Annotated in this window: 25 protein-coding genes; 6 read left to right on the top strand and 19 right to left on the bottom strand. The window is 72.3% G+C overall.

The genetic code is table 11. The features are described 5' to 3' along the window. Window positions 1-542: 542 nt before the first annotated feature. Window positions 543-1,037, bottom strand: a complete 495-nt coding sequence (locus ACFV0T_RS37160; protein ID WP_385789181.1) for a GbsR/MarR family transcriptional regulator — start codon at window positions 1,035-1,037, stop codon at window positions 543-545. A 73-nt stretch (window positions 1,038-1,110) separates the two neighbouring features. On the opposite strand from ACFV0T_RS37160, the gene ACFV0T_RS37155 reads away from it, so the two are divergent. The 3 genes from ACFV0T_RS37155 to ACFV0T_RS37145 are packed head-to-tail and all read left to right on the top strand — an operon-like array spanning window position 1,111 to window position 3,913. Beyond that, window positions 1,111-2,022: an ATP-binding cassette domain-containing protein gene (locus tag ACFV0T_RS37155; protein ID WP_385789179.1), complete on the top strand. Its 912-nt coding sequence runs from the start codon at window positions 1,111-1,113 to the stop codon at window positions 2,020-2,022. Continuing rightward, window positions 2,019-3,647: an ABC transporter permease gene (locus ACFV0T_RS37150; RefSeq protein WP_385789178.1), complete on the top strand. Its 1,629-nt coding sequence runs from the start codon at window positions 2,019-2,021 to the stop codon at window positions 3,645-3,647. Before ACFV0T_RS37155 ends, ACFV0T_RS37150 begins: the two co-directional genes overlap by 4 nt. A 47-nt stretch (window positions 3,648-3,694) precedes the next feature. Next, window positions 3,695-3,913: a hypothetical protein gene (locus ACFV0T_RS37145; protein WP_385789176.1), complete on the top strand. Its 219-nt coding sequence runs from the start codon at window positions 3,695-3,697 to the stop codon at window positions 3,911-3,913. On the opposite strand, the gene ACFV0T_RS37140 is transcribed toward ACFV0T_RS37145, so the two are convergent. From ACFV0T_RS37140 to ACFV0T_RS37075, 14 genes are all read right to left on the bottom strand, one after another. Continuing rightward, the gene (locus tag ACFV0T_RS37140) at window positions 3,903-5,120 is read right to left on the bottom strand and encodes a cytochrome P450 (protein ID WP_385789174.1); all 1,218 of its coding nucleotides are present in this window, start codon (window positions 5,118-5,120) and stop codon (window positions 3,903-3,905) included. The genes ACFV0T_RS37145 and ACFV0T_RS37140 overlap by 11 nt on opposite strands. A 63-nt stretch (window positions 5,121-5,183) precedes the next feature. Further along, window positions 5,184-5,849, bottom strand: a complete 666-nt coding sequence (locus tag ACFV0T_RS37135) for a response regulator (RefSeq protein ID WP_385789173.1) — start codon at window positions 5,847-5,849, stop codon at window positions 5,184-5,186. Then, window positions 5,846-7,201, bottom strand: coding sequence for a sensor histidine kinase (locus tag ACFV0T_RS37130; protein WP_385789171.1), 1,356 nt, complete (start codon window positions 7,199-7,201; stop codon window positions 5,846-5,848). The genes ACFV0T_RS37135 and ACFV0T_RS37130 overlap by 4 nt, the downstream gene beginning before the upstream one ends. 158 nt (window positions 7,202-7,359) lie before the next feature. Then, window positions 7,360-8,244, bottom strand: coding sequence for an alpha/beta hydrolase (locus ACFV0T_RS37125; protein ID WP_385789169.1), 885 nt, complete (start codon window positions 8,242-8,244; stop codon window positions 7,360-7,362). A 192-nt stretch (window positions 8,245-8,436) separates the two neighbouring features. Beyond that, window positions 8,437-9,642: a kynureninase gene (gene kynU / locus ACFV0T_RS37120; RefSeq protein ID WP_385789167.1), complete on the bottom strand. Its 1,206-nt coding sequence runs from the start codon at window positions 9,640-9,642 to the stop codon at window positions 8,437-8,439. Further along, window positions 9,635-10,474, bottom strand: coding sequence for a tryptophan 2,3-dioxygenase family protein (locus ACFV0T_RS37115; protein ID WP_385789165.1), 840 nt, complete (start codon window positions 10,472-10,474; stop codon window positions 9,635-9,637). The genes kynU and ACFV0T_RS37115 overlap by 8 nt, the downstream gene beginning before the upstream one ends. Before the next feature lie 173 nt (window positions 10,475-10,647). Continuing rightward, window positions 10,648-11,061, bottom strand: coding sequence for a DUF3151 domain-containing protein (locus tag ACFV0T_RS37110; RefSeq protein WP_385789163.1), 414 nt, complete (start codon window positions 11,059-11,061; stop codon window positions 10,648-10,650). A gap of 97 nt (window positions 11,062-11,158) precedes the next feature. Further along, window positions 11,159-12,631 (bottom strand): MFS transporter, encoded by a 1,473-nt coding sequence (locus tag ACFV0T_RS37105; RefSeq protein ID WP_385789161.1) that lies wholly within the window; start codon window positions 12,629-12,631, stop codon window positions 11,159-11,161. A gap of 87 nt (window positions 12,632-12,718) precedes the next feature. Further along, complete coding sequence (fbaA, locus tag ACFV0T_RS37100) at window positions 12,719-13,741, bottom strand: class II fructose-bisphosphate aldolase (RefSeq protein ID WP_385789160.1); 1,023 nt, start codon at window positions 13,739-13,741, stop codon at window positions 12,719-12,721. Window positions 13,742-13,919: 178 nt separating this feature from the next. Further along, window positions 13,920-14,468: an orotate phosphoribosyltransferase gene (pyrE, locus tag ACFV0T_RS37095; protein WP_385789158.1), complete on the bottom strand. Its 549-nt coding sequence runs from the start codon at window positions 14,466-14,468 to the stop codon at window positions 13,920-13,922. Between the two features lie 10 nt (window positions 14,469-14,478). Next, complete coding sequence (locus tag ACFV0T_RS37090; protein WP_385789156.1) at window positions 14,479-15,267, bottom strand: aldose 1-epimerase; 789 nt, start codon at window positions 15,265-15,267, stop codon at window positions 14,479-14,481. 57 nt (window positions 15,268-15,324) lie between these two features. Next, window positions 15,325-16,287: an SRPBCC family protein gene (locus ACFV0T_RS37085; RefSeq protein ID WP_385789155.1), complete on the bottom strand. Its 963-nt coding sequence runs from the start codon at window positions 16,285-16,287 to the stop codon at window positions 15,325-15,327. 65 nt (window positions 16,288-16,352) lie between these two features. Further along, window positions 16,353-17,990, bottom strand: coding sequence for a polyamine aminopropyltransferase (locus tag ACFV0T_RS37080; RefSeq protein WP_385789153.1), 1,638 nt, complete (start codon window positions 17,988-17,990; stop codon window positions 16,353-16,355). A gap of 161 nt (window positions 17,991-18,151) precedes the next feature. Then, entirely contained in the window at window positions 18,152-18,697 is a 546-nt protein-coding gene (locus tag ACFV0T_RS37075) for a DUF2617 family protein (RefSeq protein ID WP_385789151.1), read from the bottom strand. Window positions 18,698-19,710: 1,013 nt separating this feature from the next. On the opposite strand from ACFV0T_RS37075, the gene ACFV0T_RS37070 reads away from it, so the two are divergent. Then, window positions 19,711-19,872 carry a hypothetical protein gene (locus ACFV0T_RS37070; RefSeq protein WP_385789150.1) on the top strand — a complete coding sequence of 54 codons (162 nt, stop codon included), beginning with the start codon at window positions 19,711-19,713 and terminating at the stop codon, window positions 19,870-19,872. A gap of 186 nt (window positions 19,873-20,058) precedes the next feature. Here ACFV0T_RS37070 and ACFV0T_RS37065 read toward each other — a convergent pair whose 3' ends face one another. From ACFV0T_RS37065 to ACFV0T_RS37055, 3 genes are all read right to left on the bottom strand, one after another. Beyond that, the gene (locus tag ACFV0T_RS37065) at window positions 20,059-21,249 is read right to left on the bottom strand and encodes an HTTM domain-containing protein (RefSeq protein WP_385789148.1); all 1,191 of its coding nucleotides are present in this window, start codon (window positions 21,247-21,249) and stop codon (window positions 20,059-20,061) included. Further along, window positions 21,239-21,775: a DUF5819 family protein gene (locus ACFV0T_RS37060; RefSeq protein WP_385789147.1), complete on the bottom strand. Its 537-nt coding sequence runs from the start codon at window positions 21,773-21,775 to the stop codon at window positions 21,239-21,241. Before ACFV0T_RS37060 ends, ACFV0T_RS37065 begins: the two co-directional genes overlap by 11 nt. Window positions 21,776-22,090: 315 nt before the next feature. After that, window positions 22,091-23,224 (bottom strand): ice-binding family protein, encoded by a 1,134-nt coding sequence (locus ACFV0T_RS37055; RefSeq protein ID WP_385789145.1) that lies wholly within the window; start codon window positions 23,222-23,224, stop codon window positions 22,091-22,093. Between the two features lie 514 nt (window positions 23,225-23,738). Here ACFV0T_RS37055 and ACFV0T_RS37050 point away from each other — a divergent pair. Together ACFV0T_RS37050 and ACFV0T_RS37045 are read left to right on the top strand one after the other, a co-directional pair. Beyond that, on the top strand, window positions 23,739-24,929 hold the full coding sequence (locus tag ACFV0T_RS37050; protein ID WP_385789143.1) for a pyridoxal phosphate-dependent aminotransferase: 1,191 nt from the start codon (window positions 23,739-23,741) through the stop codon (window positions 24,927-24,929). A gap of 91 nt (window positions 24,930-25,020) precedes the next feature. Then, window positions 25,021-26,229, top strand: coding sequence for a hypothetical protein (locus ACFV0T_RS37045; RefSeq protein ID WP_385789141.1), 1,209 nt, complete (start codon window positions 25,021-25,023; stop codon window positions 26,227-26,229). A gap of 13 nt (window positions 26,230-26,242) precedes the next feature. Here ACFV0T_RS37045 and ACFV0T_RS37040 read toward each other — a convergent pair whose 3' ends face one another. After that, window positions 26,243-26,773, bottom strand: coding sequence for a YbjN domain-containing protein (locus ACFV0T_RS37040; RefSeq protein ID WP_385789139.1), 531 nt, complete (start codon window positions 26,771-26,773; stop codon window positions 26,243-26,245). Window positions 26,774-26,847: the final 74 nt, after the last annotated feature.

Below are 26,847 nucleotides of genomic sequence, written 5' to 3'. Positions count from 1 at the left end.
GGCCGGAAGCCGGAGGCCGGAGGCCGGGAGCCTGACGGCCGGGGGCCGGAGGCCGGGGGCCGGAGGCCGGAGGCCGGGGGCCGGACGGCCGGGAGCCAGAGCCGGAGGCCTGACGGCCGGGGCCGGAAGCCGGGAGCCAGAGCCGGAGGCCTGACGGCCGGGGCCGGAAGCCGGGGGCCGGAAGCCTGACGGCCGGGGGCCGGAAGACGGAAGACGGAAGCCGGAGGCCGGGGGCCGGAGACCCGGAAGCCTGACGGCCGGGGGCCAGAAGCCGGGAGCCCGAGGGGCCGACAGCCGGGGAGTGTGCGCGCGGGTCCGAGAGCCCGAACGCCCCGGGGTCCAGGAGCCCGGCAAGGTTCGGGGACCCGGGAGCCCAAGAGCCCGGAGGACCGGCGTAACGGGACCGGGGAGCCCATGAGCCCGGAGGGCCGGGGCCGGGGCCGGGGAGACCGGCGGTCCCGGGGCCCGACGGTTCGGGGGTGGAGTCGGCCGGGTGGGGGGATCGGCCCCGGTCAAGTCCTGATCAGCCCGGCCGGGTAGGCCTACGTGCCGAAGGTGCGTTCCCGGTGGACTCGCCAGCGTTCCATCATGGCCGCGATCTCGTCGTCGACGAACTCGAAGAAGGCGAGCGTCTCGGCCATGCGGCGGCCGGCGGGGGTCTGCTCGCCGAGGCTGGCGACGCCCTCCCGCAGCGCCCCCTCCCACCGCTTGAGGACGGCCTCACGGTTGGTGAGCGCCTCGTACCACTGGTTGCTGTGCACCCGGTAGCGCTCCCGCCGCGAGCCGGGCTCGCGCTCCCGGGACACCATGTGCTGCTGGGCCAGGTAGCGCACCGCCCCGGAGACCGCCGCGGGACTGATCCGCAGCTGCTCCCCGAGCTCGGCGGAGGTCATCGCCCCGTCGTCGGCGGCCAGGAGGGCGGCGAAGACCCGGGCGGGCATGCGCTGCATCCCGGCCTCGACGAGCTGTGCCGCGAAGGACTCGACGAACTTCGACACGGCTTCCATGTCCCGGTGCGCCCCGGCTGGTTCCGTCATGCCCGCATCCTATCGGCGATTCACACGCTTCCTTAACTTCACAAGTTTCTGAAATTAGCGTACGTTCTGAAACATGACGAAGGCAAACCTCGCCATCGAGGTATCCGGACTGCACAAGTCCTTCGGCCGGACCCACGCCCTCGACGGCCTCGACCTGGACGTGGCGACCGGCGAGGTGCACGGCTTCCTCGGCCCGAACGGCGCGGGCAAGTCCACCGCCATCCGCGTCCTGCTCGGCCTGCTGCGCGCCGACGCGGGCGCCGCGCGCGTGCTCGGCCGCGACCCGTGGACGGACGCGGTGGAGGCGCACCGCCGGATCGCCTACGTCCCCGGCGACGTGACCCTCTGGCGCAACCTCTCGGGCGGTGAGGTCATCGACCTCTACGGCAGACTGCGCGGCGGCCTCGACCCGCGGCGACGGGCGGAGCTGGTCGAACGCTTCGAGCTCGACCCCACCAAGAAGGGGCGCACCTACTCCAAGGGCAACCGGCAGAAGGTCGCCCTCGTCGCCGCCTTCGCCTCGGACGTCGACCTGCTCATCCTGGACGAGCCGACGTCGGGCCTCGACCCGCTGATGGAGGAGGTCTTCCAGCGCTGCGTGGAGGAGGAACGCGACCGCGGCCGTACGGTCCTGCTCTCCTCGCACATCCTCAGCGAGGTCGAGGAGCTCTGCGACCGGGTGAGCATCATCCGCAAGGGCCGGACCGTCGAGACCGGCTCCCTGGCCGAGCTGCGCCACCTGACCCGCACCAGCGTCACCGCCGAACTCGCCGGACCACCCGACGGGCTGGCGTCCCTGCCCGGCGTCCACGACCTGAACGTGCGGGGCCGCCGGGTCCGGCTCCAGGTCGACACCGACAAACTCGACGCGGTCCTGCGCTCGTTGAGCGGGTCGGGCGTGCGCTCACTGACGTCGACACCGCCGACGCTGGAGGAACTGTTCCTGCGGCACTACCAGGACGACCCGAGCGAGGCGGCCCGATGACCGCGGCCACGACGGCCACGACCACGGCCACCACCGTCGCGGTCCGGTCCGCGGGCCGCCGCCAACTGGCCGGCACCGGAGTCCTGTTGCGGTTCGCACTGCGCCGCGACCGGGTGCTGATCCCGGTCTGGGTGGCGGTGAACACGCTGATGGTCCTCTCCATGCCGAACACCCTCGGGAGCCTGTACGGCACCGCGGCCCAGCGCGCCGACCTCCTGCATCAGATGGCGGCCAACTCCTCCCTGCGCGCGCTGGTCGGACCGGTCTTCGACGACTCCCTCGGCGCGCTGACGGCCTGGCGCGTCGGCGTCTACGCGGGCGCCCTGGCCGCCGTGACGAGCCTGCTCGTCGTCGTACGGCACACCAGGGACGAGGAGGAGAGCGGCCGCCAGGAGCTGGTGGCCTCGGGCATGGTGGGCCGGCGGGCCCCGCTGACGGCGGCGCTGCTCGCCGCGGCGGTCGCCAATGCCCTGCTCGCGCTGCTGGTCACGGCGGGGCTGGCCGGGCAGGGCACGGCGGGGGCACTGGCCTTCGGGCTCGGGCTCGCGGGCGTCGGCATGGTCTTCGCGACGATGGCGGCGATCGTCGCCCAGCTGACGGAGAGCGCCCGCCTCGCCCGCGGTCTGACGGCGGCGGTCCTGGGCGCCGCCTTCGTGCTGCGCGCGGCGGGCGACTCGGCGACCGACGACGGTTCGTCCGTGGCGACCTGGCTGTCCCCGCTCGGCTGGCTGGAGAACCTGCGGTCCTTCGCGGGCGAACGGTGGTGGGTGCTGTTGCTGTTCGCGGCGGCGGTGCTGGTCCAGGGGGCGGCGGCGTACGCACTGGCCGGGCGCCGGGACGTGGGCATGAGCTTCCTGCCGACCCGGCCGGGCCCCGCGGCCGGCCGGCCGGCCACCGCGGGCGCGCTGGCCTGGCGGCTGCAACGCGGCGGGGTGCTCGGCTGGAGCGTCGGCTTCCTGCTCGCCGGGATCGTCTACGGCGGTCTGACCGAGGGAGCGGCCGACCTCGTCGGGGACAACGACAAGGCGCGCGAGATCTTCGAGCGGATGGGCGGTCACAGCGCGATCACCGACGCCTTCCTCGCCTCGATGACCGGCATGCTCGGCCTGATCGCGGCGCTGTACGTGGTCGGCTCCGTCCTCCGGCTGCACGGCGAGGAGACCTCGGGCCGGGCGGAACCGGTGCTGGCGGGCGCCGTGGGCCGACTGCGCTGGGCGGCCGGCCATCTGTCGGTCGCCTTCGGCGGCTCCGCCCTGATCATGCTCTTCGCGGGCCTCGGCTTCGCGATCGGCTACGGCAAGAGGACCGGCCCGATCCTGGGCGCGTGCCTGGTCCAGCTCCCGGCGGTGTGGGTCGTCGGCGGCCTGGCGTTGCTGCTGTACGGTCTGGCGCCGCGCTTCGCACCGGCCGCCTGGGGCGTGGCCGGGGCCGTGCTGCTGATCGGCTGGGTGGGCCCGGCCCTGGACGCCCCGCGGTTCGTCCTGGACCTGTCCCCCTTCGGACACCTGCCGAAGCTGCCGGGCGGGCCGATGGCGTGGGCTCCGGTGCTGACCCTGACGGGGCTCGCGGTGGTGCTGGTGGCCGGCGGGCTCGCGGGCCTGAGGCGACGCGACATCACGAGCTGACCGGCCGACGGGAACCTCCGGGCGGCCCGCGCACGTCCATGCCGGGCATGGGAGAACGTACGCGGGCCGCCGCGGGATGTCTGACCGCGGCCGCCGGCGCGGGGGCCGGACTAGCGGTGTGGTCCGTCGGCCTGCGCGGGCGGTTCCAGCGCTTCGAGCAGGGGCCCGACTGGAGCGTGCTCTACACCGAACTGCCGCTGGCGGTCCTCGGCGGCACCGCCGTCGCCCTCGGCCTGTGGGCCCTGGTCCGGCGGGTCAGATCGTGACGCTCAGCCCGTTGAGCCCCCGGATCACGAAGTTCGGCTTGCGCTCCGGCTCCGCCGCCAGGCTCAGCGTCGGGGCCTTGGTCAGCAGCGCCGTCATCGAGGCGGCCAGTTCGATACGGGCCAGCGGGGCGCCGATGCAGTAGTGGATGCCCGCGCTGAAGGAGATGTGCGGGTTGTCCCCACGGCTCAGGTCCAGGGCTTCGGGGTCGCGGAAGACCGCCGGGTCGTGGTTGGCGGAGCCGAAGAGCAGGGCGATCTCCGCACCCCTCGGGATCACCCGGCCGTCGATCTCGATCTCGTCCAGCACCCAGCGCTCGAAGAGTTGGAGCGGGGTGTCGTAGCGCATCAGCTCCTCGACGGCGGACGGGATCAGGGAGTGGTCGGCACGCAGGGCCGCCAGCCGGCCGGGGTGGCGGAACAGGGCCCACCAGCCGTTGACGGTGGCGTTCACGGTGGCCTCGTGGCCCGCGTTCAGCAGCAGGACCGCCGTCGAGATCATCTCCTGCTCGGTCAGCCGGTCGCCCTCGTCGTGGGCCGCGATCAGGCCGGAGATCAGGTCGTCGCCGGGCTCCTTGCGCCGGGCCGCGATCAGCTCCCGCAGGTAGTCGGAGAACTCGACCGACGCCCGTACCGCCTTCGCCGCCGTCTCCTCCGACGGGCTCAGCTCGTACATCCCGCAGATGTCCGCCGACCAGGGCCGCAGCAGTGCCCGGTCCGGCTCCGGGATGCCCAGCATCTCCGCGATCACCGCGACCGGCAGCGGCTCCGCCACGTCCGTCAGCAGATCGCCGCCCCCCGCCGCCACCAGGCCCGACACCAGCTCGCCGGCCAGCCCCTCCACGTACGGCTTCAGCCGCTCCACCGTGCGCGGGGTGAACGCCTTCGACACCAGGCGCCGGATCCGGGTGTGGTCCGGCGGCTCCAGGTCGAGCATCCCGTGGTCGTTGAGCGTGTGGAACGGCTCGTGCTCGGGCGCCGGCGCGCTGCGGCCGAACTCCTCGTGCGTGAACCGGTGCTGGTACGTCCGGCCGAGCCGCCGGTCACGCAGCAGCGCCGAGACGTCCGCGTGGTGCGGGACGAGCCACTGGTCGGTCGGCTCGTAGTGGATCACCCGCCCCCGGGCACGCAGTTCGGCGTACGCCGGGTACGGGTCGGCCACGAACCCGGCGTCCCAGGGGTCGAAGGCGAGATCGGAAGCAGCTGCCATGCACGGACGCTAGCCCGGCACCCCCCTGCCTGACCAGGGTGTCCCACCTCCGCCCGCCCGGGCTCAGCCCGGCGTGACCAGCCGCGCCTCGTATGCGAAGACCGCCGCCTGCGTACGGTCGCGCAGGCCCAGTTTCACCAGGATCCGGCTCACATGTGTCTTGATCGTGGACTCGGCGACCACCAGCCGTCCGGCGATCTCCGCGTTCGACAGGCCCTGCGCGATCAACACCAGCACCTCCGTCTCCCGCTCGGTCAGCTCCCCGTACGCCGCCTGCGCGGTGGACGCCAGGCGCGGGGCGTCGGACAGCTTCGAGAACTCGGTGATCAGCCGCCTGGTCACCGAGGGCGCGAGCAGCGCCTCCCCGGCCGCCACCACCCGCACCCCGTCGGCGAGCTGACGTGCCGAGGCGTCCTTCAGGAGGAAGCCGGAGGCCCCCGCCCGCAGCGCCTGGTACACGTACTCGTCGAGGTCGAACGTCGTCAGCACCAGGACCTTCGCCGCGCCGTCCGAGGCGACGATCTCCCGGGTCGCCTCGATGCCGTTCAGCTCGGGCATCCGGATGTCCATCAGCACGACGTCCGGGGCCAGCTCCCGCACCCGCTGGACCGCTTCCCGCCCGTTGACGGCCTCGCCGACGACCTCGATGTCCGGCATCGCGTTCAGCAGCACGGAGAAGCCCTCGCGCACCATCATCTGGTCGTCCGCGATCAGTACCCGGATGGTCACGCGTCCCCCTCGATCAGGGCGGCCACCGGCAGGAACACCGTCACCTCGTACCCGCCCTCGTCGGTCGGGCCGGCCGTCATCTCCCCGTTCAGCATGGAGACGCGCTCGCGCATCCCGGTGACGCCGTGCCCGGCGCCGGGCGACGGCTTCACCAGCGACGGTTCGGGCAGCGGCCCGTTGACTATGCGCAGCCCCAGCCCGCCGAGCACATAGCCGATCTCGACGCGGGCGCTCGCGCCCGGCGCGTGCCGCAGCGTGTTGCTCAGCGCCTCCTGGACGATGCGGTACGCCGACAGCTCCACGCCCTGCGGGAGCTCGCGCACCGCGCCCGTCACCGCCTTGTCCACGGTCAGCCCCGCGTCCCGCACATTGGCCAGCAGGGCGTCCAGGTCGGCGAGCGTGGGCTGCGGGGCCTCCGGCGCTTCGTAGTCCTCGGCGCGGACCACGCCCAGGACGCGACGCAGCTCGGTCAGCGCCGCCACCGCGTTCTCCCGGATGGTGGCGAAGGCGCGCTCCAGCTCCGGCGGCGGGTTGTCCACCCGGTAGGGCGCGGCCTCCGCCTGGATGGCGACCACGGACATGTGGTGGGCGACCACGTCGTGCAGCTCGCGGGCGATCGTGGTGCGCTCCTCCAGCAGGGTGCGCCGGGAACGCTCGTGCGCGGTCACCGTCTGCTGGGCCGTCACCACCTCCGCCGCGTCACGGCGGATGTGCCAGACCGTGACCACGAGGAGGATCATCGCGGAGAGCACCAGCATGGGGGCGGTGTCGGTGTCGTAGTGCCCCCAGCCGAAGAGGGACTCCGCGAAGAAGCCGTAGAGCGCCGTGAGCACCCACATCCAGGCCGCGGTGCGCGGCCTGGTGCGCACCGCCACGACCGTCAGGATCACCAGGTGGGCGACGAAGCTGCACGGCAGCCACGGCCAGCTGCTCCAACTGCTGCCGAAGACGCCCACCACCGTGGTCGACGCGAAGGACAGCCAGAAGGCGCCGATCGGCCGGACCAGCGTCAGCAGCACCGGGAACAGCACGAGAAGGGCGCTCAGCAGGACGGGCACCCCGCCGTCGGTGTCGGTCGTGGCGACCAGCATCGCCACCATGCCGCCGGCCGCCACCGCCAGGTGCGGGGTCCAGGCCGCCCACTCCTGGATCCGGCCGGACAGCCGCCGGATCAACGGCCCGGTCGGGTTCCTGCGGGGCAGCGGGCGGTAGGCGAACGCGTTCTGGAAGAGGTCCTGCCGCAGCCCGCGCAGCGCGTCCGCGGCGAGCCGGAACTCCGGGCTGCGCGGCTTGTGCGCGCTGAAGGACTGGTCCGCGCCCCCCGAGGGCGTCGTCTGGGTCGTCTCGGTCACGTACAGAACGGTAGGCGCAGCAGGGGTCGCGGTCGTCAGCAGTGAGAAGGGTCCTTCGAGGTCCGTCTCAGGTACTACGAGGCCGCCGCGCCGGTACCGAACCCGGCCGGCGCGCGTCACCAGGCAGGCGTCACCACGCGGGTGTCACCACGCGGGTGTCACCACGCCAGCTGCGCGATCTCCTCCGCCACCACCGCGCACGCGTCCGCCGCCGGGTCGATCAGCGGGAAGTGACCGACCTCCTCCAGCAGCGTCAGGCCCACCACCTCGCCGGCCTTCGCCGCCGCCTCCGCGTACGCCTCGGCGACCGCCTGTGGGACGACGTCGTCGCCACGGCCCTGCACGAGCGTGGTCGCGATGCCGGTGGGGAGCAGCAGCGCGGGATCGGCGTACGGCTGCCGCACGCCGAAGTGCTCGTCGCCGCCCAGGAGCTGGCCGGCCGCGCCGCCGCACACCTCCAGCTTCTCGGCGACCGCGAAGTCGGCGATCGGGGCGAGGGCGACCACTCCGCGCAGGGCGGCGGGGCCGTCGGTGCGCCAGGGGGCGTCGGCCGGCAGGACGTGCCGGGCCGCCGCCCACAGGGCCAGGTGACCGCCCGCCGAGTGGCCGACGACGACCGTGCGCCGCGGATCCGCCTGCGGGAGGGCCTCCCGGGCGAGTGCGGGCAGCGCGTCCAGCGCGGCGGCCACGTCGTCGAAGGTGTCCGGCCAGCGGCCCGCGACCGGCCCGCTGCCGCCCTGTCCCGGGATCGAGGCACCGCGCCGGTACTCGACGTTGGCCACGGCGAAGCCCCGGCGGGCGAGGAAGTCCGCGAACGGAGTGATGTGCCGCCGGTCGTACGGAGCACGCCAGGCACCGCCGTGCAGGACGACGACCAGGGGGGCGGCGCTGCCCGGGACCGCCTCGACGCGCGGCGCGTAGAAGTCGATCACCTGGTCGGGGTGGTCGCCGTACGCGGCGGTGGAGTCGGGGTCGACCGCGGGATGCGAGAAGGCCGACTCCTCTTCGGCGGCGGCACGGGCTGCTGCTGCGTCGTCCGACATGCTCCAACCTCTCAGCGACGAAACGGACTTGGCGGACCGGGTTTGGCGTACCAGATGAGAATTCGGCCGTTGGCGGGGACGGTACCAGGCCCGTGACGTGCGCGGACACGCGGATGTCACGCTCGGTGAGGGCCAAACGGTTCTCCCCGCGGCCCGCACCGAGCGTGCGCATCCCCACCGGGGGACTAGTGCCTACTCGGTCACGTCCGCCAGCACCTCGGCCAGCACCCGCGCCGCCCGCTCCGCGTCGGCGAACCCCACGTACAGCGGAGTGAAGCCGAACCGCAGCACGTCGGGGTGCCGGAAGTCGCCGACGATCCCACGCTCGATCAGCCGCCGCATGACCTCCCTGGCCTCCGCGCACCGCAGCGCCACCTGGCTGCCCCGCTCCCCGTGCGCCACCGGAGTCAGCGACTCGACGCGCCCCTGCGGCACGTACGCGTTCACGCACTCCAGGAAGAAGTCCGTCAGGGCGAGGGACTTGGCGCGCACGGCCTCGATCGGGACGCCGTCCCAGACCTCCAGGGCCGCCTCCAGGGCGAGCATCGACAGAATGTCCGGGGTACCCACCCGGCCCCGTGTCGCACCCGCCGCCGGCTCGTACGTGCCGCGCATGCCGAACGGCTCGGCGTGCGAGTTCCAGCCGGGCAGCGGGGAGTCGAAGCGGTCCTGGAGGCCATGGCGCACATAGAGGTACGCCGGTGCGCCCGGGCCGCCGTTGAGGTACTTGTAGGTGCAGCCGACCGCGAGGTCCACGCCGTGCTCGTCCAGACCGACCGGCAGGGCCCCCGCGCTGTGGCACAGGTCCCAGACGGCCACCGCGCCCGCGGCGCGCACCGCGGCCGTGAGACCGGGCAGGTCGTGCAGCCGGCCCGTGCGGTAGTCGACGTGGTTGAGCAGCACCGCGGCGGTACGGCCGGACAGCACGCCCGGCACCTCCGCCGGGGTCACCGGGCGCAGCGCGCAGCCGGTCATCCGGGCCGCCGACTCGGCGATGTACCCGTCGCTCGGGAAGGTGGTGGCGTCCACGACGATCTCGTCACGCCCCGCCCCGGCCAGCCGTACCGCCGCCACCAGTGCCTTGAAGACGTTGACGCTGGTGGAGTCGCCGACCACGATCTGCCCGGGAGCCGCCCCCACCAGCGGTGCTATCAGGTCGCCGATCCGCTCGGGCGCGGTCCACCAGCCGCTCTCGTCCCAGGAGCGGATGCGCAGCTCGCCCCACTGGCGGCCGACGACGTCCGCCACCCGGCCGGGGACGGCCGCGGGCAGCGCGCCCAGCGAGTTGCCGTCCAGGTACACGCCCTCGTCGAGCACGAACCGCGCGCGCCGGTCCGCCAGTTCGTCGACGGCGTCCAGCTTGCGCGCGCGCACCGCCTGCTCGGACCTGTCAGACATGGGACCTCGCCGTCCACAGCTCGGGGAACACGTTCTTCTGCGCGCGCTTCTCCAGCCAGGCCACTCCCGCCGAACCGCCGGTCCCGGCCTTCGCGCCCATCGCGCGCCGGGTGGCGACGAGGTGGTCGTTGCGCCAGCGCCAGACCAGCTCGGCGACATCGGTGAGCGCCTCGCCGAGCCGGGCGACCTCGTCGCCGGCGTCGCCGGAGTAGACGGCCGTCCAGACCGCCTCCACCTCCGGGGACGGGTCGTAGCGCCGCGAGACGTCACGGTCCAGGGCGGCGGCCGGGACGGGGTGTCCCCGCCGGGCCAGCAGCCGCAGCACCTCGTCGTACAGGCTCGGCTCGTACAGCGCCTTCTCCAGCTCGGCGTGCACGCGCGGCGCGCCCCGGTGCGGGACCAGCATCGACAGCGACTTCTCGCCGAGCAGGAACTCCATCCGGCGGTACATCGCCGACTGGAAGCCGGAGCCCTCGCCGAGGGCCGAACGGTACGAGTTGAACTGGGCGGGGGTGAGCTGTCCGAGCGGCCTCCAGGAGGCGTTCAGCGCCTCCAGCTCCCGTACGGACCGCTTCAGCGCGTCGATCGCCACCGGCACCCGGTCCTCACGAAGGGCCCGCGCGGCGGTCTCCCACTCGTGGACGATGACGGTGAACCACAGCTCCATCACCTGGGTCGTGACCAGGAAGACCATCTCTCCGGGATCGTCGGAGAGGGTGTGCTGGAGATGGGTGAGCACGTCCGCCTTGACGTAGTCCTCGTACGGCGTCGTACCGGCGAAGTCGAGATGCGGGGTCTCGGGCTCTTGGGCCTCACGAGCCTCGTGGGACATCGCTGTCTCCTGTTGTGTATCCGGGTAGCGGTCCGCCCCTGCCGTTATCGACACGGGGGCCCCGGTCCCCATCGGGCATCCTCCGCGATCGTCCCTCGAAAGAGCAAGGCCCGCCTGGTCACAGGCGGGCCGCACCCCGGGGGCCGTACCGGCCCCGTGTCCTGGGGCCTTGTCTAGCCCAGCGTCTGGGCCGCCGCCGGCGAGGAGTCCTTCAGGAACTGCGAGCAGCGCTCGTACTCCTCCTGCTCGCCGATCGCCTGGGCGGCGCGGGCGAGGCCGTGCAGGGCGCGCAGGAAGCCGCGGTTCGGCTCGTGCTCCCAGGGCACCGGGCCGTGGCCCTTCCAGCCGTTGCGGCGCAGCGAGTCCAGACCGCGGTGATAGCCCGTACGGGCGTACGCGTACGACTCCACGACGCTGCCCCGCTCGAACGCGTCGTCGGCCAGCTGGGCCCAGGCCAACGAGGACGTCGGGTACTTGGCGGCGACATCGGCGGGCGCGGCGCCGCCGGCGAGCAGCTCGCGCGGCTCGGGATCGTCGGGGAGGCGGGTCGGGGGCGGGCCCCCGAGGAGGTTCTCGTGAATCGTCATGGGTTCCAGTCTGCTCCATCGTCCTTGATCGGTGACGCTCGCGTACGCCCTGCCGAGCCCTCCCGCCCGGCGCCCGCCCCTCAGCCCCAGGGCGCGCTCAGAGGCCGGAAGCCTTCGGCCGGGTCCGGCCCGGCTCCACGGGCGGAGACGTCACACAGCCGTGGGTGCGGCACTGGGGGCGGCGGCAGTCGGGGGCCGGGCGGCGCACGGTCGTGAAGGCGATCACCGCGCCCACCACCAGGATGCCCGCGCACAGCGGCATCGCCCGCCGGAACGCGGCGTCGAAGGCGGCCGCCGAGCGATAGGCCTCCGGCCCCATCCCGGCCAGCAGCGGCAGCGCGGCCACCGCGAAGAGCCCGGCCGCGCGGGCCGCCGCGTTGTTGACGCCGCTGGCCAGGCCGGCCCGCGTGGTGTCCACGGAGGCGAGCACGGTCGCGGTCAGCGGAGCCACCAGGCAGACCATGCCGAGGCCGAGGACGAGCACCGCGGGCAGCACGTCCACGACGTACCCGGCGTGCGGTCCGACCCGCAGCATCAGCAGCATGCCGCCGGCGCAGAGCAGCGGGCCGACCGTGAGCGGGATCCGCGGGCCGATCCGCTCCCCCAGCTCACCGGAGCGGGCGGACAGCAGCAGCATCAGGGCGGTGGTCGGCAGCAGCGCCGTACCGGCGCGGAGCGCCGAGTACCCGGCCACGACCTGGAGCTGGAGCGCGGAGAGGAAGAAGAAGCCGCCGAACGCCGCGTACACGCACAGCGTGACCAGGTTGACCGCCGTGAACTGGCGGGACGCGAAGATGTCCGGCGGCATCATCGGGTCGGCGCGGTGCTTCTCGACGTACACGAAGGCGACCGCCGCGGCCACACCCGCGACCGCGGTGAGGATCACGGCCACGGAGCCGCTGCGGGCCTCGATCAGGGCGTACGTCAGCAGGGCGAGCGCCAGGGCGCCCAGGGCCGCGCCGAGCACGTCGAAACGGCCGTGGGCGCGGCCGTCGGCCGACTCGGGGACATGGCGTACGGCGATGGGGGCGCACAGCAGCGCGAGCGGGACGTTGAGCAGGAACACCCAGCGCCAGCCCGGTCCGTCCACCAGCCAGCCGCCCAGGAACGGGCCGACGGCCGCGCCGATGCCGCCGAAGCCCGACCACAGGCCCACGGCCCTGCCCCGGTCGTCGGGGTGGAAGGAGGCCTGGATGAGGGAGAGCGAGCCCGGGGTCAGCAGGGCGCCGCCGATCCCCTGGAGGGCGCGGGCCGCGATGAGGACCTCGGCGGTCGGGGCGAGGCCGCACATGAGGGAGGCGGCGGCGAACCAGACCACGCCGAGGACGAAGATCTTGCGTCGCCCGTAGCGGTCGCCCAGCGAGCCGCCGAGCAGGATCAGACCGGCCAGCGTGACCAGATACGCGTTGACCGTCCACTGGAGGGCGGCGAGGTTCGCGCCGAGGTCACGGCCGATGGTGGGCAGCGCGACGTTGACGACGGTCGAGTCCAGCAGGGCCATGCTGGAGCCCAGGACCGTGGTCAGCAGGATCCACTTGCCCTGGGAGGAGGCCAGCCGTACGTCGGGCATGAGGCGATCATCCCCCGCCGGCCGGCCTTCGACCAGGTGTGCGGCGGACCCGGCGCCGCACCGGCGACTCCGGGTCCGCCGTACGGACTACTTGATCCGCGTGCCGGCCGACCGCAGGTGCTGGGTCGCCTCGACGACACGCTTCGCCATCGACGCCTCGGCCAGCTTGCCCCAGGTGCGCGGGTCGTAGGTCGACTTGGAGCCGACCTCGCCGTCGACCTTCAGGACACCGTCGTAGTGCTTGAACATGTGGTCGGCCACGGGGCGCGTGAACGCGTACTGCGTGTCCGTGTCGATGTTCATCTTGACGACGCCGTTCTCCAGCGCGGTGGCGATCTCCTCCTCGGAGGAGCCGGAGCCGCCGTGGAAGACGAAGTCGAACGGGGACGGCTTGCCGTACTTGGCGGCGACGCCCTCGTTCAGCTCCTTCAGGAGCTCGGGGCGCAGGACCACGTTGCCCGGCTTGTACACGCCGTGGACGTTGCCGAAGGACGCGGCCAGCAGGTAGCGGCCCTTCTCGCCCAGGCCCAGCGCCTCGGCCGTGCGGATCGCGTCCTCGACCGTGGTGTAGAGGGAGTCGTTGATCTCGTGGGTGACGCCGTCCTCCTCGCCACCGGTCGGGGTGATCTCCACCTCGAGGATGATCTGCGCGGCGCGGGCCTTGTCCAGCAGTTCCTGGGCGATGGCCAGGTTGTCGGCGAGGGTCTCGGCGGAGCCGTCCCACATGTGCGACTGGAACAGCGGGTTCTGGCCGGCCTTGACGCGCTCCTGGGAGATCTCCAGCAGCGGACGTACGTACCCGTCGAGCTTGTCCTTCGGGCAGTGGTCCGTGTGCAGGGCGACCGTGACCGGGTACTTCTCGGCGATGATGTGCGCGTACTCGGCCAGGGCCACCGCGCCGGTGACCATGTCCTTGCTGTACTGACCGCCCAGGAACTCGGCGCCACCCGTCGAGATCTGGATGATGCCGTCGCTCTCCGCCTCGGCGAAACCGCGCAGCGCCGCGTTCAGGGTCTGGCTCGAGGTGACGTTGATGGCCGGGTAGGCGAACTTGCCTGCCTTCGCCCGGTCGAGCATCTCGTTGTAGACCTCGGGGGTTGCGATCGGCATCTGTCCGCTCCTTGTATGTGCGGGTTGGCTTGCTGCGTACTTACGGCCCTGACCGAGACCTTGGGTGCGACGTCATCGTCGTCCCCATCTTTCCAGACATGGGCGGCTGCTCGGTCCAGGCCGTCCCGCCCTGTGGACAACTCGCGGGCGGCCGTCGGACGGCCGGTCCGGATCCGGTTCAGTCCAGGCCCAGTTCGTCCTTGGAGAACGCGAAGCGGTACGGCACACCCGCGCCCGCCTCGATCTTCTCGGCGGCGCCGGTCGCCCGGTCGACGATGGTCGCCACGGCGACGACCTCGGCGCCCGCCTCACGCACGGCCTCGACGGCGGCCAGCGGCGAACCGCCGGTGGTGGAGGTGTCCTCGACGACCAGGACGCGGCGCCCGGCGATCTCCGGACCCTCGACCCGTCGCTGGAGACCGTGCGCCTTCGCGGCCTTGCGCACGACGAAGGCGTCCAGCTTCCGCCCGCGGGCCGCGGCCGCGTGCAGCATGGCCGCGGCCACCGGGTCGGCACCCATGGTCAGGCCGCCGACCGCGTCGAAGTCGAACTCGGCGGTCAGGTCCAGGAGCACCTGGCCGACCAGCGGGGCGGCCTCGCCGTCGAGGGTGATGCGGCGCAGGTCGACGTAGTAGTCGGCCTCCAGACCCGAGGAGAGGGTCACCTTGCCGTGCACCACGGCCTTGTCCTTGATCTGCTGCAGCAGCGCGCCACGTACGTCCGTCATGCCTGTCAGCTTAGAGGCGCCGCCAGCTCCAGGTGGTGGTGGCCTCCAGCGGTTCCAGCGGTGTGACCAGGCGCGGCAGCATGTTCAGTCCGTCGGGCGGGCCGGTCTGCGGCTCGACGCACACGGCGGCCTCCTGCTCGTCGTAGACCACGACCCACTCCTCGGGGCTGGTCACCCTCAGTTCCAGCCGGCCCGGCCAGGTGACGGTGACGTCGACCCCGCCGGGCATGCCGAAGCAGTCGTCCCAGGGGCCCGGCCGGGGGTCGACACGGTTGCCGGTCGGCAGGTGGTCGTCGCCGCGCTCCTCCTGCCAGGCCGGCTCGAAGGCGAGCTGGGCGGCCGCCCCGTCAAGGTGCCGGTTGAACCAGGGGTGCCAGCCGATCTGCGCCGGGAAGGAGGACGCGTGCGTCTCCACCGCCATGGTGAGCGTGAGGGTGTCCGGGGTGAGGCCCACCACCTGGGTGACCCGGCCGGGGTGGGGCCACGGGTCGACGAGGTCGTACGTGATGACCGCCTCGTCCGCCGAACCGCGCGCCACACGCCAGACGCCGTCGCGGACGGTGCCGTGGATGGCGTGCGGCGGGGAGTTGAGCGGCATCTGCTGGACGACGCCGCCGTCCCGGAAGCGTCCGTCGCGGATCCGCCCGCACCAGGGAACCATCGGGAAGCAGCCGAAGCGCTCACCCTGCCTCAGCAGTTCGACGCCTCCGACCCGAAGTCCGCCGATCCGGCCCCCGTTCCCCGGCTGCACTACGACTTCCGCGTCACCCGCGGTCAACGTGATGTCTTCGTTACTCACGGAACGACCCTACTGGGCGGATCAAGAGGGCCGTGGGAGTGGCGGGTTGCCGGCCGCTCAGCGCCGCTTGCGCAGGGCGCGTCCCACCACGATCGCCGAGGCCACCACCAGCGCTGCCGCCGGCGCGGCCCATCGCAGGGTCGAGTTGGGCGCGACGGTCTGCGGCGCGGGCACGGGCGCGTACCGCCCGCGCGGTGGCGCGTGGTCGACCTCCTCCGCGCTGCGCCCGATCATCGTCCGCCGCGCATGCGCGGCTTCGGCGGGCGGCTCACCCGACTCGACGGGCTCGACGGGCTCGACGGATTCAACGGACGCGATGGACTCAACGCCATCGCCGCCATCGCCGCCATCGCCGCCATCGCCAGACTCGATGGATTCGGGTGATTCAGGCGATTGGGCGGGCTCCACCGACTCGCCGGGCCCGGCTGGTTCAGTGGGCCCGGCGGAGTCGGCGGGCCCAGCAAACCCGGCGGTCCCGGCGGAGTCAGCGAGTTCCGTCTGCTCGGTCGGCGAAGTCGGAGGCGGCGGCGAGGCCTCCGCCTCGATCACCGGCGAGTGCTCCGCCCGCGCCCCCGCGTCGGGGGCGGCGTCGGTCTCCGCCTCGTCTGCGCCCAGGTTCTCCGTGAAGCGGTTCAGCAGCCGTGTGACGGTCGCGGCCACGGTCTCCCGGGGCAGTTCGGTGACCCGGCCGTCCGCCGTGGCCGTGCCGTCGAAGGTGACGGCGGCGCCGCCGTCCGTGTCACGCACGCGGACGGTGAGCGCGAGTTTCACCGACCCCGTGCCGCGCACCTCGGTCGCGTCGCTCTCGACGGCGTACGAACCGTCGTCCCGCGCCGACACCCGCACTGAGCCGCGGTAGGTGATGCTGTGGCTTCCGACGCGTACCTTCAGCCGCCCGGTGCCCGGCGCGGCGCCGGCGTCCTGCTGGAGCCCGGGAACCGCCCGGGCGACCCGCGCGGGGTCGGCCAGCGCCGCCCTGAGCCGCTCGGCGGGAACCGGAACGAACACCTCATGCTCCATGTCGTTGGAGCCTACCCAGGGGGCGCCAGGAATACCTCCCCCTCGGCCGGAGTCGTCCCCCCCATTCAGTACCGCGGATGCACCAGCGTGGAGGCCGGCAGCCCCGGGATCCGGGTCCGCCGGACCGCCCGCGCGTCGGCCGCGAGCCCCGCCCCGGTCAGCGTGCGCAGCGGCGGGTCGACACGGTCCACGCCGAGGGCCGGGCGGGCGCCGTCCCGGGCCAGGACGAAGCCCCAGTCGCGCGGCGCCCGCGAGGTGGACGCGGACAGGTCGGGGCCCGCCGCGAACCCGACGTCGCGGCCGGTCACGCGGTACGGGGCGGTGCCCAGACCCGCGGCGTGGACCGTCGCGTCCACCGTCCAGAAGACCCGCGGGCGGGACGTCACCTGCCCGGCGTGCACCACGAGCCGGCCGCCGTCCGCCAGGACGCGCCGGGTCAGGCCGTAGAACTCCAGCGAGTACAGCTTCGTGCTGGCGGTGATGCCCGGGTCCGGCAGGTCCGAGACGACGACGTCGTACCCCTCCGCCGGCGCCCTGCGCAGCCAGCAGAAGGCGTCGGCCGTCGTCACGTGCACCCGGGGATCGCCGTACACATGTCCGTTGAGCGCGGAGAGCGCCGGGTCGGTGCGGGCCAGCCGCACCACGCCCGCGTCCCGTTCGACGATGTCGACGCTGCGCACACCGGGATGGCGCAGCACCTCGCGCGCGGCCAGTCCGTCACCGCCGCCGAGGATGAGCACGCGCGCGTGGCGGCCACGCATCGCGGGGTGGACCAGGGCCTCGTGGTACCGCTGTTCGTCCTGGCCGCCGCCCCGCAGCCGGCCGTCCAGGAAGAGACTGACAGGACGGCCGTGGCTGCCGCCGGTGAGGACGACCTCCTGGACGTCGGTCTGCACCGCCACCCGGACGTCGTCGCCGTACACCTGGTGCCGCGCCGCCCGTTCGAAGTCGCCGACGAGCACGGCGGCCGCGGCGAGGACGCCGAGCACGGCGAGGTTGGCGACCAGCAGCACCCAGCGGCCCCGGCGGGTCAGGTCCCGGCGGAACAGGCCGAGCACCAGGGCGCCCCCGGCGACGACGTTCACCGCGCCGGTGAGCAGGGCGCCGGTCAGCTGGCCCAGGAAGGGCAGCAGGAGGAACGGGAAGGCGAGGCCGCCGGCCAGGGCGCCGACGTAGTCCGCCGCGAACAGGTCGGCGACCGCGCCGCCCGCGTCCTGCCGGCGGATCCGCTGGATCAGCTCCATCAGCAGCGGGATCTCCGCGCCGATCAGCAGGCCGATCGCGAGGGAGAAGGCGACCAGCAGACAGCGCGGGCCGTCGGCCCACATGCCGCCCCAGCCGCCGGTCCAGGCGAACACCGCGTACAGCGCCATCGCGCTGCACCCGCCGACGAGGGCGAGGGCCGCCTCGACGACGCCGAAAGCGGCGGCCGCGTGCCGGCGCAGCCGCTTCGCGGCGAGCGAGCCGATACCCATCGCGAAGACCATGACCGACAGCACGACGGAGGCCTGGGTGACCGAGTCGCCGATCAGGTACGAGGCCAGGGCGACGAGTTCGAGTTCGTACACCAGTCCACAGGCGGCGCAGACGAAGACGCCCGCGAGGACCAGGAACCGACCGGTCCCCGGCCGGACCGGCAGCCGCGCCGGGCCGCCCCAGGGCGGCGGGGTGCCGGGCGGAGCGGGGGCGTGCGGCTCGATCACGACTGCGACGTTACGTCACGAGTGCGGGACGCTTCGTCACCCACACGTGTGGAACTGCCCGCCGTGTGGGCGCCGGACGTTTGCCCGACGCCCCGCCCCGGAACGACCGACGCCCCGCCCCGGACCAGCTGACACCGCGCCCCGGACCGGCTGAACCGGCGTCAGACGCCGGACCGGCTGAGTTGGCCTAGCCGCCCCAGCGACACCCGGGCGCCCACCCGTGTCCGCGTCGCCACCAGCTGCCCGTCCTGCGGATACGCGTGCCAGGTACGCCAGTGCACATGCCCCTCGTGCCGCTGGGCCAGCATGGCGGTGAAGGCGTGCGGGCTGCCGGGGAAGACGCCCGCGAGGCCGTTCGGGTGGTCGGAGACAAGGGCCAGCAGCTCCTGCGCACGGGCCGCGAACGCGCCCGGCGACAGCACCTCGACCCGGGCGGCGAACTCGTACTCCCAGTCGCCGACCCGCTTGGCCACGCCGAGCGGAAGGGGGGTACTGCTGCCGGGGATGCACGCCACCGTCTCCGAACAACAGCCCTGTTCCTGTTCCAGCAGCACCTGGTGGGACGCGCCGAGCAGTCTCAACTGAAGCGTCGAACTTCCCAGTTCGAGATCCAGTGTGGCCAGCGCCGGGAGCGGCTCACGCCCCAGGGCCCAGGCGAGATCTGCCGCGCGCGTGTCGGTGTAGGAGGTCTTCAGGGTCGTGAGCATGGATCGGCTCCGCAAGCACGCAAAGAAAGGGGTGTTGGTCCGGCGCACCCCGGTCGACTCCGGTCGACTCCGGTCGACGGCGGGAATTCGGCCCGGTCAGCCCAGTCGGGAAGGGTGTCCGCGCAAGACGTCCGAGGGGCTGCGATGGTGGTTTAGAGGGAATCATGAAGTGTGGTCCCGCCACAGCGTTTTTACCCAACTTCGTGGGGTTTCCATCCCTCAGAGGGCTCCACAGCTCAACTGTTCAACCACGGCGTACGCCAGGTGCGCGAGGCGTACGCCCGCGCATGCGAGAGGCCCGGACACCAGTCCGAGCCCCTCCCTCCCCGTACGACCGCCTCGGCCGGCGTTCGGCTGCCGGCGTTCAGCTGCTCCCGCAGCCGCCCCCGCCCCCGCACGACGACCCGCCTCCGCAGGACGAACCGCCCCCGCACGAGTGACCGCCGGAGTGACCGCCGGAGGACGAACCGCAGGACGAACCGCTGTCGCCCCCGCCCGCCCACCAGCTGCCGCCGCTGTCGCTCGACCCGCTGCTCCCCCCGCTGCGCGACCGCGTGCCGCCGTTGCGAACCGCCCCGGACACGGCCGCCCCCACGAACACGACCACCATCACCGTCAGGATGATGCCGAAGACCATGACGTCACCCCTCCTTCCGATTCCCCCGAAGCGGCCCCCCGTGGGCGCCTCGACCGTTGCGTGAACCGGTGATGCCCGGCCCTGTCGGCGGCCAAAGCAGAGTTGAGGAACTTCAGAGGGTTCTCTCCGGGCAATGGCCCCTGACCTGCACGGAAAGGCTGATCAGGGGCCCCGCTCGCACGTCGGTCCGCCCGTGGGCCGTGAAATCCCTCAGGGACGGCCAGTCCAGAGAATGGCACTTGCTCGACCTCCACCCCGGGGTGGAACGATCATGGTGTGGCTGGTGTGATCACCCCGTATGAGCACTCCCACATGCCCACCGGACCGCTGCCGGGGATAACCTTCCCGTCCGTTCAAAGGTCTCTGGAGGACCCCTGTGCACACCACCGTCTTCCTGTTGCGGAGCGCGCTGGCCCTTGTCGGCGGTTGGGTGTTCCTGTGGGAGCTGAACCGCCAGGCTTCGGGACCGGGCTGGAGGAAGCCGCGGGTCTTCTCCGCAGTGGCGGCCGTGCTGCTCGCCGGGCTGCTCGCCGTCTAGAGATCGCCGGAGGACGTGCCCCTCCCGCGCCCGTTCGGTCGGGAAACAGCGGGGAGCCGCGGATGTCGGCGGACAACGCTCACGAGAACAGCCCCTGACCGAGTCACCTGGTCAGGGGCTGTTCTCACTGCTCATCAAGCGGAGCCGGTGGGATTTGCACCCACGGTGACATCGTCGGTCTCCGCCTCAGCCGCGTTTCGGGGGGACCTGAGGGGCCGCGGGCTCGACGGCGGCCGTGGTGTCCTTCCGGCCCGCCGGAAGGACGACGCGATGCTCCGAGCCGAGTGCGCCGGGTCCGCCCTGCGTGGGTACCGTTCCGGATCCCGCCGCCCGTCCAGGTACCGAGAGCCAGCCGTCCCCCCGCTGCACGACGCGTCGGCAGAGGCGAGGCAGGAAGGCGTAGAAGCGGTCGGGCAGGAACGCGGCGTCCGCGACGATCATCGCGCCGGAGAAGAGGGGAAGCCCCAGGAACACCGCGATGCCGATGTGCATGCCGAGCAGCATGACGAGAACGGGGTACTTGAGCCTGCCGAAGAGCACGAACGGGAAGGCCACCTGGAGGAGCACGGTCATATAGCCAGCGATCGCGACCAGAAGCGTGTACTCGTCCACGAAGTGGGAGAGCGCGGGCCAGGGTCGGAAGAGTTGGAGGTTCAGGGCGTAGTGAAGAGCGGTGCCACCACCCCAGGAAGCACCCTGGACCTTGTACAGACCGGCTGATCCATAGAGAAAACAGACCTGTGCCGCGATGACGAACATGCCGCAGTTGTGCACCACCGTGATCAAGGTGGTGCGGGCATCGCGGAGTTGCCGCGCCAACCGGTTCCCCGCTGGTTCCGGCGCGTTGCCCGCACGAGCCGCCTTGAGCCGCGCTCTGCGCGCGTCCAGGGACCAGCGCCGGCCGCACGCGGTGAGGACGAGGTAGATGGCCATCAGCAGGATCAGGTTGTCGCCCCCGTCCGTCATGAAGATCGCGCGGGCATGGAACGAGGTCACCACGACGGCGAAGAGGACGGAGATGCCCCGGGTGCGCCAGCCGAGCACGAACAGCGCGGACGTGACGACGGCGAACACGTAGCAGAGCTCGAAGTAGCCGCGGTTGTCGGACAGGGTCAGGATGCTCTTCCACCCCGTCTGCTCGAAGAGCTGGTCTGCCAGGGCGGGAGTCCACGGTGCGTCGGGGCCCCAGATCTCGGCACGGTGCGGGAACTCGCGCAGCAGAAAGATCAGGTAGAGCAGCCCGTAGCCGATGCGCAGCACCGACGCGGCGTACAGGGACACCGGCCGGCCGGTCAGAAGGTGCCACCCGGCGGTGATCCGGTCGGCGAGCCACCGCTCGACGCCAAAGGACGCGGTCTTCTGCGCCTCACTTCGCATGGCGGGTCACCTTCCACCAGGGCAGGAGCCGGTTCTCGGCCGGCGTCGGCGGGCGATCGCCGACCGCGGCGCCGGGTGCGGCGATGGGCAGTGCGACGACGCGGAGCTGAATGAAGTCGAAGGTGCCGCCCTTGCGGGCGGCGACGCGGTCAGCGGCGATGTTGCTCAGGTACTTCTGCATCATCAGGGCGCGTTCCGTGCGCGACGTGTCGTCTCCTCCGTGCGAGTCGACGTAACTGGCCCAGGCACGGCGCAACATGTTCTGCGCCGTGTGGCTCGGGAACACCTGGTGCTCGACTGCGGAAGTGTCCACAGCGGTCAGGTCGAACCAGGGACTCACCTCAACCGATCCGTCGCGTTCGGTGTGTGCGGTTCTCGCCAGGATCTGCCGGTTGACGGATTCGGGATCCGGGGCGAAAAGCCGCCAATTCTGTTCGAAGAAGGGAAACACCCAGGCATTGATCTGCGGGCTGAATCGCTTGGACAGGGTGTTCGTCGGCGCCACGTGAAGGAATACCAGAACCACATGGACGATACTCGCCGCCAGGCACAGGACAATGGAGGCGCGTAGCCCCGCTCTCAGCACACGGGCGCTTCTCGGCAATCTGGGCGGCGCGGCCGTGGCGTCAGGGCGTTCCGGTGCGACCGGACCTGATTCGGAGTGCTGAAATTCCTTCACATCCGCTGAGTCAATTCCGCTCGACACCGCTTACCCTGTCTTTCTCATTTCAGCTGCTCGACCTGCGTTTCGCGCTGACCGCCACCGACGGCGCGCGGCGGACTCGATGAGAGTCCCGCCGCGCGCCGTCATCCGGTGAGCCGACCGAGCGCGGTGCGCTGCCTAGCCCTCGTAGCTCTTGGAGTCGTCTTCGCCCTCGTAGCCCTTGGGCACCGCGTCGTAGCCGTAGTCCTCGTCGGACTGCTCGTCGTGGTCCGGCTTGCCGGGATGGGCGTACTGCTCGACGTCGACCTTGCCGCCGTGGTCCGGCTTTCCATGGCCGCCGTGGTACGGCTTTCCGTGGCCACCGTGGTCCGGGCCGCCGTGCCCGCCGCCGGGGCCGCCGTGGCCGCCACCAGGCCCACCGTGCCCGCCACCGGGGCCGCCGGTGGTGTTCCCTGCGGTGTTGCCCTCGGTGTTCCCACCGGTGGTGTTACCGGCCGTGTTGCCCGCGGTGTTGCCGGACGTGTTGCCGGCGGTGTTGCCCGAGGTGCCGCCGGTCGTGACGAGGGGTCCGCCCAGGAGGCCGCCGGTGACGAGGCCACCACTGACGAGGCCACCGGTCGTCGTACCAGTGGTGGTCCCGGTCGTCGTTCCACCGGTGGTGGAGGACGCGCACCCGCTGAGGAAGATCCGGTTGTTGTTGAGGGTCACAGAACCCACCTCGGCGAGGACCCGGCCCTCGACGTTCGTTCCCTGGTTCACGGTGATCGAGTTCTCGGTCATCAGGGTGCCCACGAAGCTGGTGGTGACGCCGAGCGACGCGTCCTCGCCGACCTGCCAGAACACGTTGCACGCCGAAGCGCCGTTCGTGAGGAGAATCCGGCTGGAGGTCGCCGTCGTCAGGGACTCGGGGATCTGGAACACCCAGACCGCGTCGGAGCTCCCCTGACCGTCCAGGATCAGGTCGCCGGTGATGCCGACACCGGCCGTGGCGTGGTAGACGCCGGGAAGCAGCGCCGGACCCCCGCCGATCCCCGCCGGAAGCGCGAAGTCCATGGCCTGGCCGGCGGCGTTGTTGTACGCCACGAGCAGGTCGGACTTGGCCTGGAGGGCATTGGCGTCCGCGGCGTGCACGGCGCCACCGACCAGGCCGGGCGGGAATCCGGTGATGGCCGGATTCGGGTGTGTCCCGAGGTCGTGCGCGAGCACCGAGTTGCCGGTGTTGGTGACTCCCTGACCGGCCAGAACGGAGTAACTGGCGGCGGTGCCCAAGGGTACGGGCAATGCGATCGCCGACGCCGCGGTCGGGGTCATGAAAACCATCGCAGCGGAAACTGTTGCGGCGAGGGCCGAGACAAGCACGCCGGACAAAGTACGGCGGTGAGCTGCTCGGGGAATCTTCAGCTTCATCGAGGGGCCATTCCTGTCGGGGCAGCGGCCTACCGGGCCCTACCGATCACCCGGAAAGCCTTAACGTGTTACTGCCGTCGCATATTACGCAGAAATATCTCCGCACCGACTTGACGGGGACGGGAAAGAGAGCAGTCCATTCGACCGGAGCACAGTAATACGGAAATAGTTTAATTCGCTTTCCGATCACCTGGTCTCCCCCTCGATTGCGACCTCGGGTCGCCGATGACCCCAGAAGAGCGCTGATCCCAGGGTGGGAATCCCTGAGGCCGTCCGTGGGCCGTCCGGGGGTGGCCAACGGAGACGGAGGACGAAAGGCGACAACAGACCAGCCCCTGCTCAGAGACGGCGCGTGCCGCACTGGCGCAGGTGCCCATCAGCGTAGGTGAGTTGAGGAACTCCAGAGCTTCGGCGCAGGATGACCGGCATGACCTCCAGCGCACGCCCCTTCCTCAACCGCCGGCTCGCCGAGTTCGGGACGACGATCTTCGCCGAGATGTCGGCGCTGGCCCTGCGGACCGGGTCGATCAACCTGGGCCAGGGCTTCCCCGACACGGACGGTCCCGAGGAGATCCGGGAGGCCGCGGTGCGCGCGCTGCGCGACGGCCGCGGCAACCAGTACCCGCCGGGCCCGGGCATCCCCGAGCTGCGCGCCGCCGTCGCCGCGCACCAGCGACACCACTACGGCCTGTCGTACGACCCGGACACGGAGGTGCTGGTCACGGCCGGCGCCACGGAGGCCATCGCCGCCTCGCTGCTCGCCCTGCTGGAGCCGGGCGACGAGGTGATCGCCCTGGAGCCGTACTACGACTCCTACGCCGCCTGCATCGCGATGGCCGGCGGCACGCGCGTGCCGGTCACCCTGCGCCCGGACGCCGGCTCGTTCCGGCTCGACCTCGACGAGTTGCGCGGCGCGGTCACCGACCGCACCCGGCTCCTCCTCGTCAACACCCCGCACAACCCGACCGGCACGGTCCTCACCCGAGCGGAGCTGACGGCGATCGCCGAGCTCGCGGTGGAACGCGACCTACTGGTGGTCACCGACGAGGTGTACGAGCACCTGGTCTTCGACGAGGCAGAACACCTGCCGCTCGCCGCCTTCCCCGGCATGCGCGAACGGACCGTCACGATCGGCTCGGCGGGCAAGACCTACTCCTTCACGGGCTGGAAGGTCGGCTGGGTCACGGCGGCCCCCGGCCTGGTCACGGCGGTGCGGTCGGCGAAGCAGTTCCTGACCTACGTGTCGTCCGGGCCGTTCCAGTACGCGGTCGCCGAGGCGCTGGCCCTGCCCGACTCCTACTTCACCGCCTTCCGCGCGGACATGCTGGCCAAGCGCGATCTGCTGGCGTCGGGCCTCGCGGAGGCGGGCTTCGAGGTCTTCAGGCCGGCCGGCACCTACTTCGTCACCACCGACATCCGCCCCCTCGGCGAGACGGACGGGTTCGCCTTCTGCCGCGCCCTGCCGGAACGCGCGGGCGTCGTCGCCATCCCGAACGCGGTCTTCTACGACCACCGCGAGGCCGGCGCGCCCTTCGTCCGCTTCGCCTTCTGCAAGCGTACGGAGGTGTTGGAGGAGGCGGTGCGGCGGCTGAAGGCCCTCTCGGCCTGACGTCACGCCGCCACGCCGGGCACGGCGCGACCGTACCCGCTCGGCCGCGCCCTGCTCGCGCGCGCCACCCCGCCCTTGCAGGGTGCGGGGTGTGAGCCACGCCAGCACCTCCGCCCTCGCCCGCTCCACGGTGCCGGAGCCCGGGACCCGGGGCCGCGCCCGCCCCCGGCTGCCCCTGCTCGCGGCGGCCGGCACCGCCGTGGGCCTGTTCGCCGCCGCCCGGCTGACCGGCGCGGCCGTGCTCGCCGTGACCGCCTGGGCCACCGGACGGCAGCCGCTCGCGCTGCTGGAACGGTCCTGGGACTCCCTCTGGTACCTGGGGATCGCCGCGCAGGGCTACGGCCGCACCCTCGACGTGCGCCCGGGGGTCGTCCACAGCGACCTGGCGTTCTTCCCGCTCTACCCGGCGCTGGTGCGGGGGCTGACCGCGCTCGGCCCGTTCGACGCGGGCACGGCGGGCCTGGTGGTGTCATGGCTGGCGGCCGTGGTGGCGGCCTGCGGGATCCACCGGTGCGGCGCCCTGCTGTACGGCCGGGCCGTCGCCGCCGCGCTGGTGCTGCTGTGGGGGCTGCTCCCGCACTCGGTCGTGCTGTCGATGGCGTACACGGAACCCGTGCTCACGGCGTTCGCGGCCTGGTCGCTGTACGCGGTGCTCCGCCGGCGCTGGCTGTGGGCGGGGGCGCTGGCCGCGCTGGCGGGGCTGTCGCGGCCCAACGGCTTCGCGGTGGCGGCGGCCGTCCTCGCCGCGGCGGCCTGCGAGGTCTGGCGCGAACGGCGGCGGCTCGGCGGGGTTTCCCACAGGCTGTGGACAGGCGCCGCGCTCGCCCCGCTCGGCTGGAGCGCGTACGTCCTGTGGGTGGGCCGCCGTACGGGGGATCTGTTCGGCGGCTACTTCGCGGTGCAGCGCCGGTGGGGCTCGCGCTTCGACCTCGGCGTCGGCGCGCTGCGCTTCGTCCGGCACCTGCTGCTGCACGGGCACCGCTTCGTCCTCCCGATGACGCTGGTGATCGTGGCGACGGCGGTGCTGCTCTACGTCCTCCTCCTCGTCGACCGCGCCCCGCTGCCCCTCGTCGTCTACAGCGGCGTCCTGCTTCTGGTCGCCCTCGGCGGCTCGGGCTTCTTCGCGTCCAAGCCGCGTTTCCTGCTGCCCGCCTTCCCGCTGCTGCTGCCGCCGGCGCGGGCGCTGGTGCGGACGGCGAGAGCCCGGCCCTGGCACGCGACCGTGGTGGTCGGCGCCCTGGCCGGGCTCTCGTTCGCTTACGGCGCGTACCTGGTGGTGGTCGCGCGCACGCCGCTGTAGGTCCTGGGGCGGACTACTCCTCGTCGTCCCCGGGCTCCTCCGTACCGTCGACCTCCTGCTCCAGGCCGAACTGCTCCACGAGCCACTTGTCGAACTCGATGGCGGCCCGAACCCAGCTGACCGTCGACGACACGAAGTGCTCGAGGGCGACTCCGGTGCCGATCAGCATCTGGGCCTCGCCGATGAGGCGGACGGTGCCGTCGTCGTGGGTGTGGGTGTAGACCTTGGGCCAGAGCGTACGACGGTTCCAGTCGTCGATGGCCTCCAGCAGCTGGGGCTTCTCGTCGATCTTGTGCGGCCGGTCGTAGAACGTCCGTACCGAGAAGACCTGCTGGTCGGCCTCGCCGCGGAACATGAAGTAGGTGCGGAACTGCTCCCACGGAGCGGCGAGGTCGCCCTCCTCGTCCACGACGTACTTCAGCTCCATCTGGTCGAGGAGCTGCTTCACGAGGTCCTGATCCGGGACGACGGGGCCCGCCGGTCCTTGCGGCTGCGGCTCGGGCTGGCCCCCGAAGTTCGGAATCGAGGACGGGTCGATGGTCACCGTGATTTTCCCTTCGTACGGATTCTGCCATCCTCTCCCATGCGAGGCGGGGAGTGGCAACCCCGGAGGGGGTC

It is taken from the genome of Streptomyces sp. NPDC059582, assembly GCF_042735715.1.
Lineage (GTDB): Bacteria > Actinomycetota > Actinomycetes > Streptomycetales > Streptomycetaceae > Streptomyces.
The sequence above is the reverse complement of the archived record's forward strand: the minus strand, read 5'-3'. Positions and strand labels throughout refer to the sequence as shown.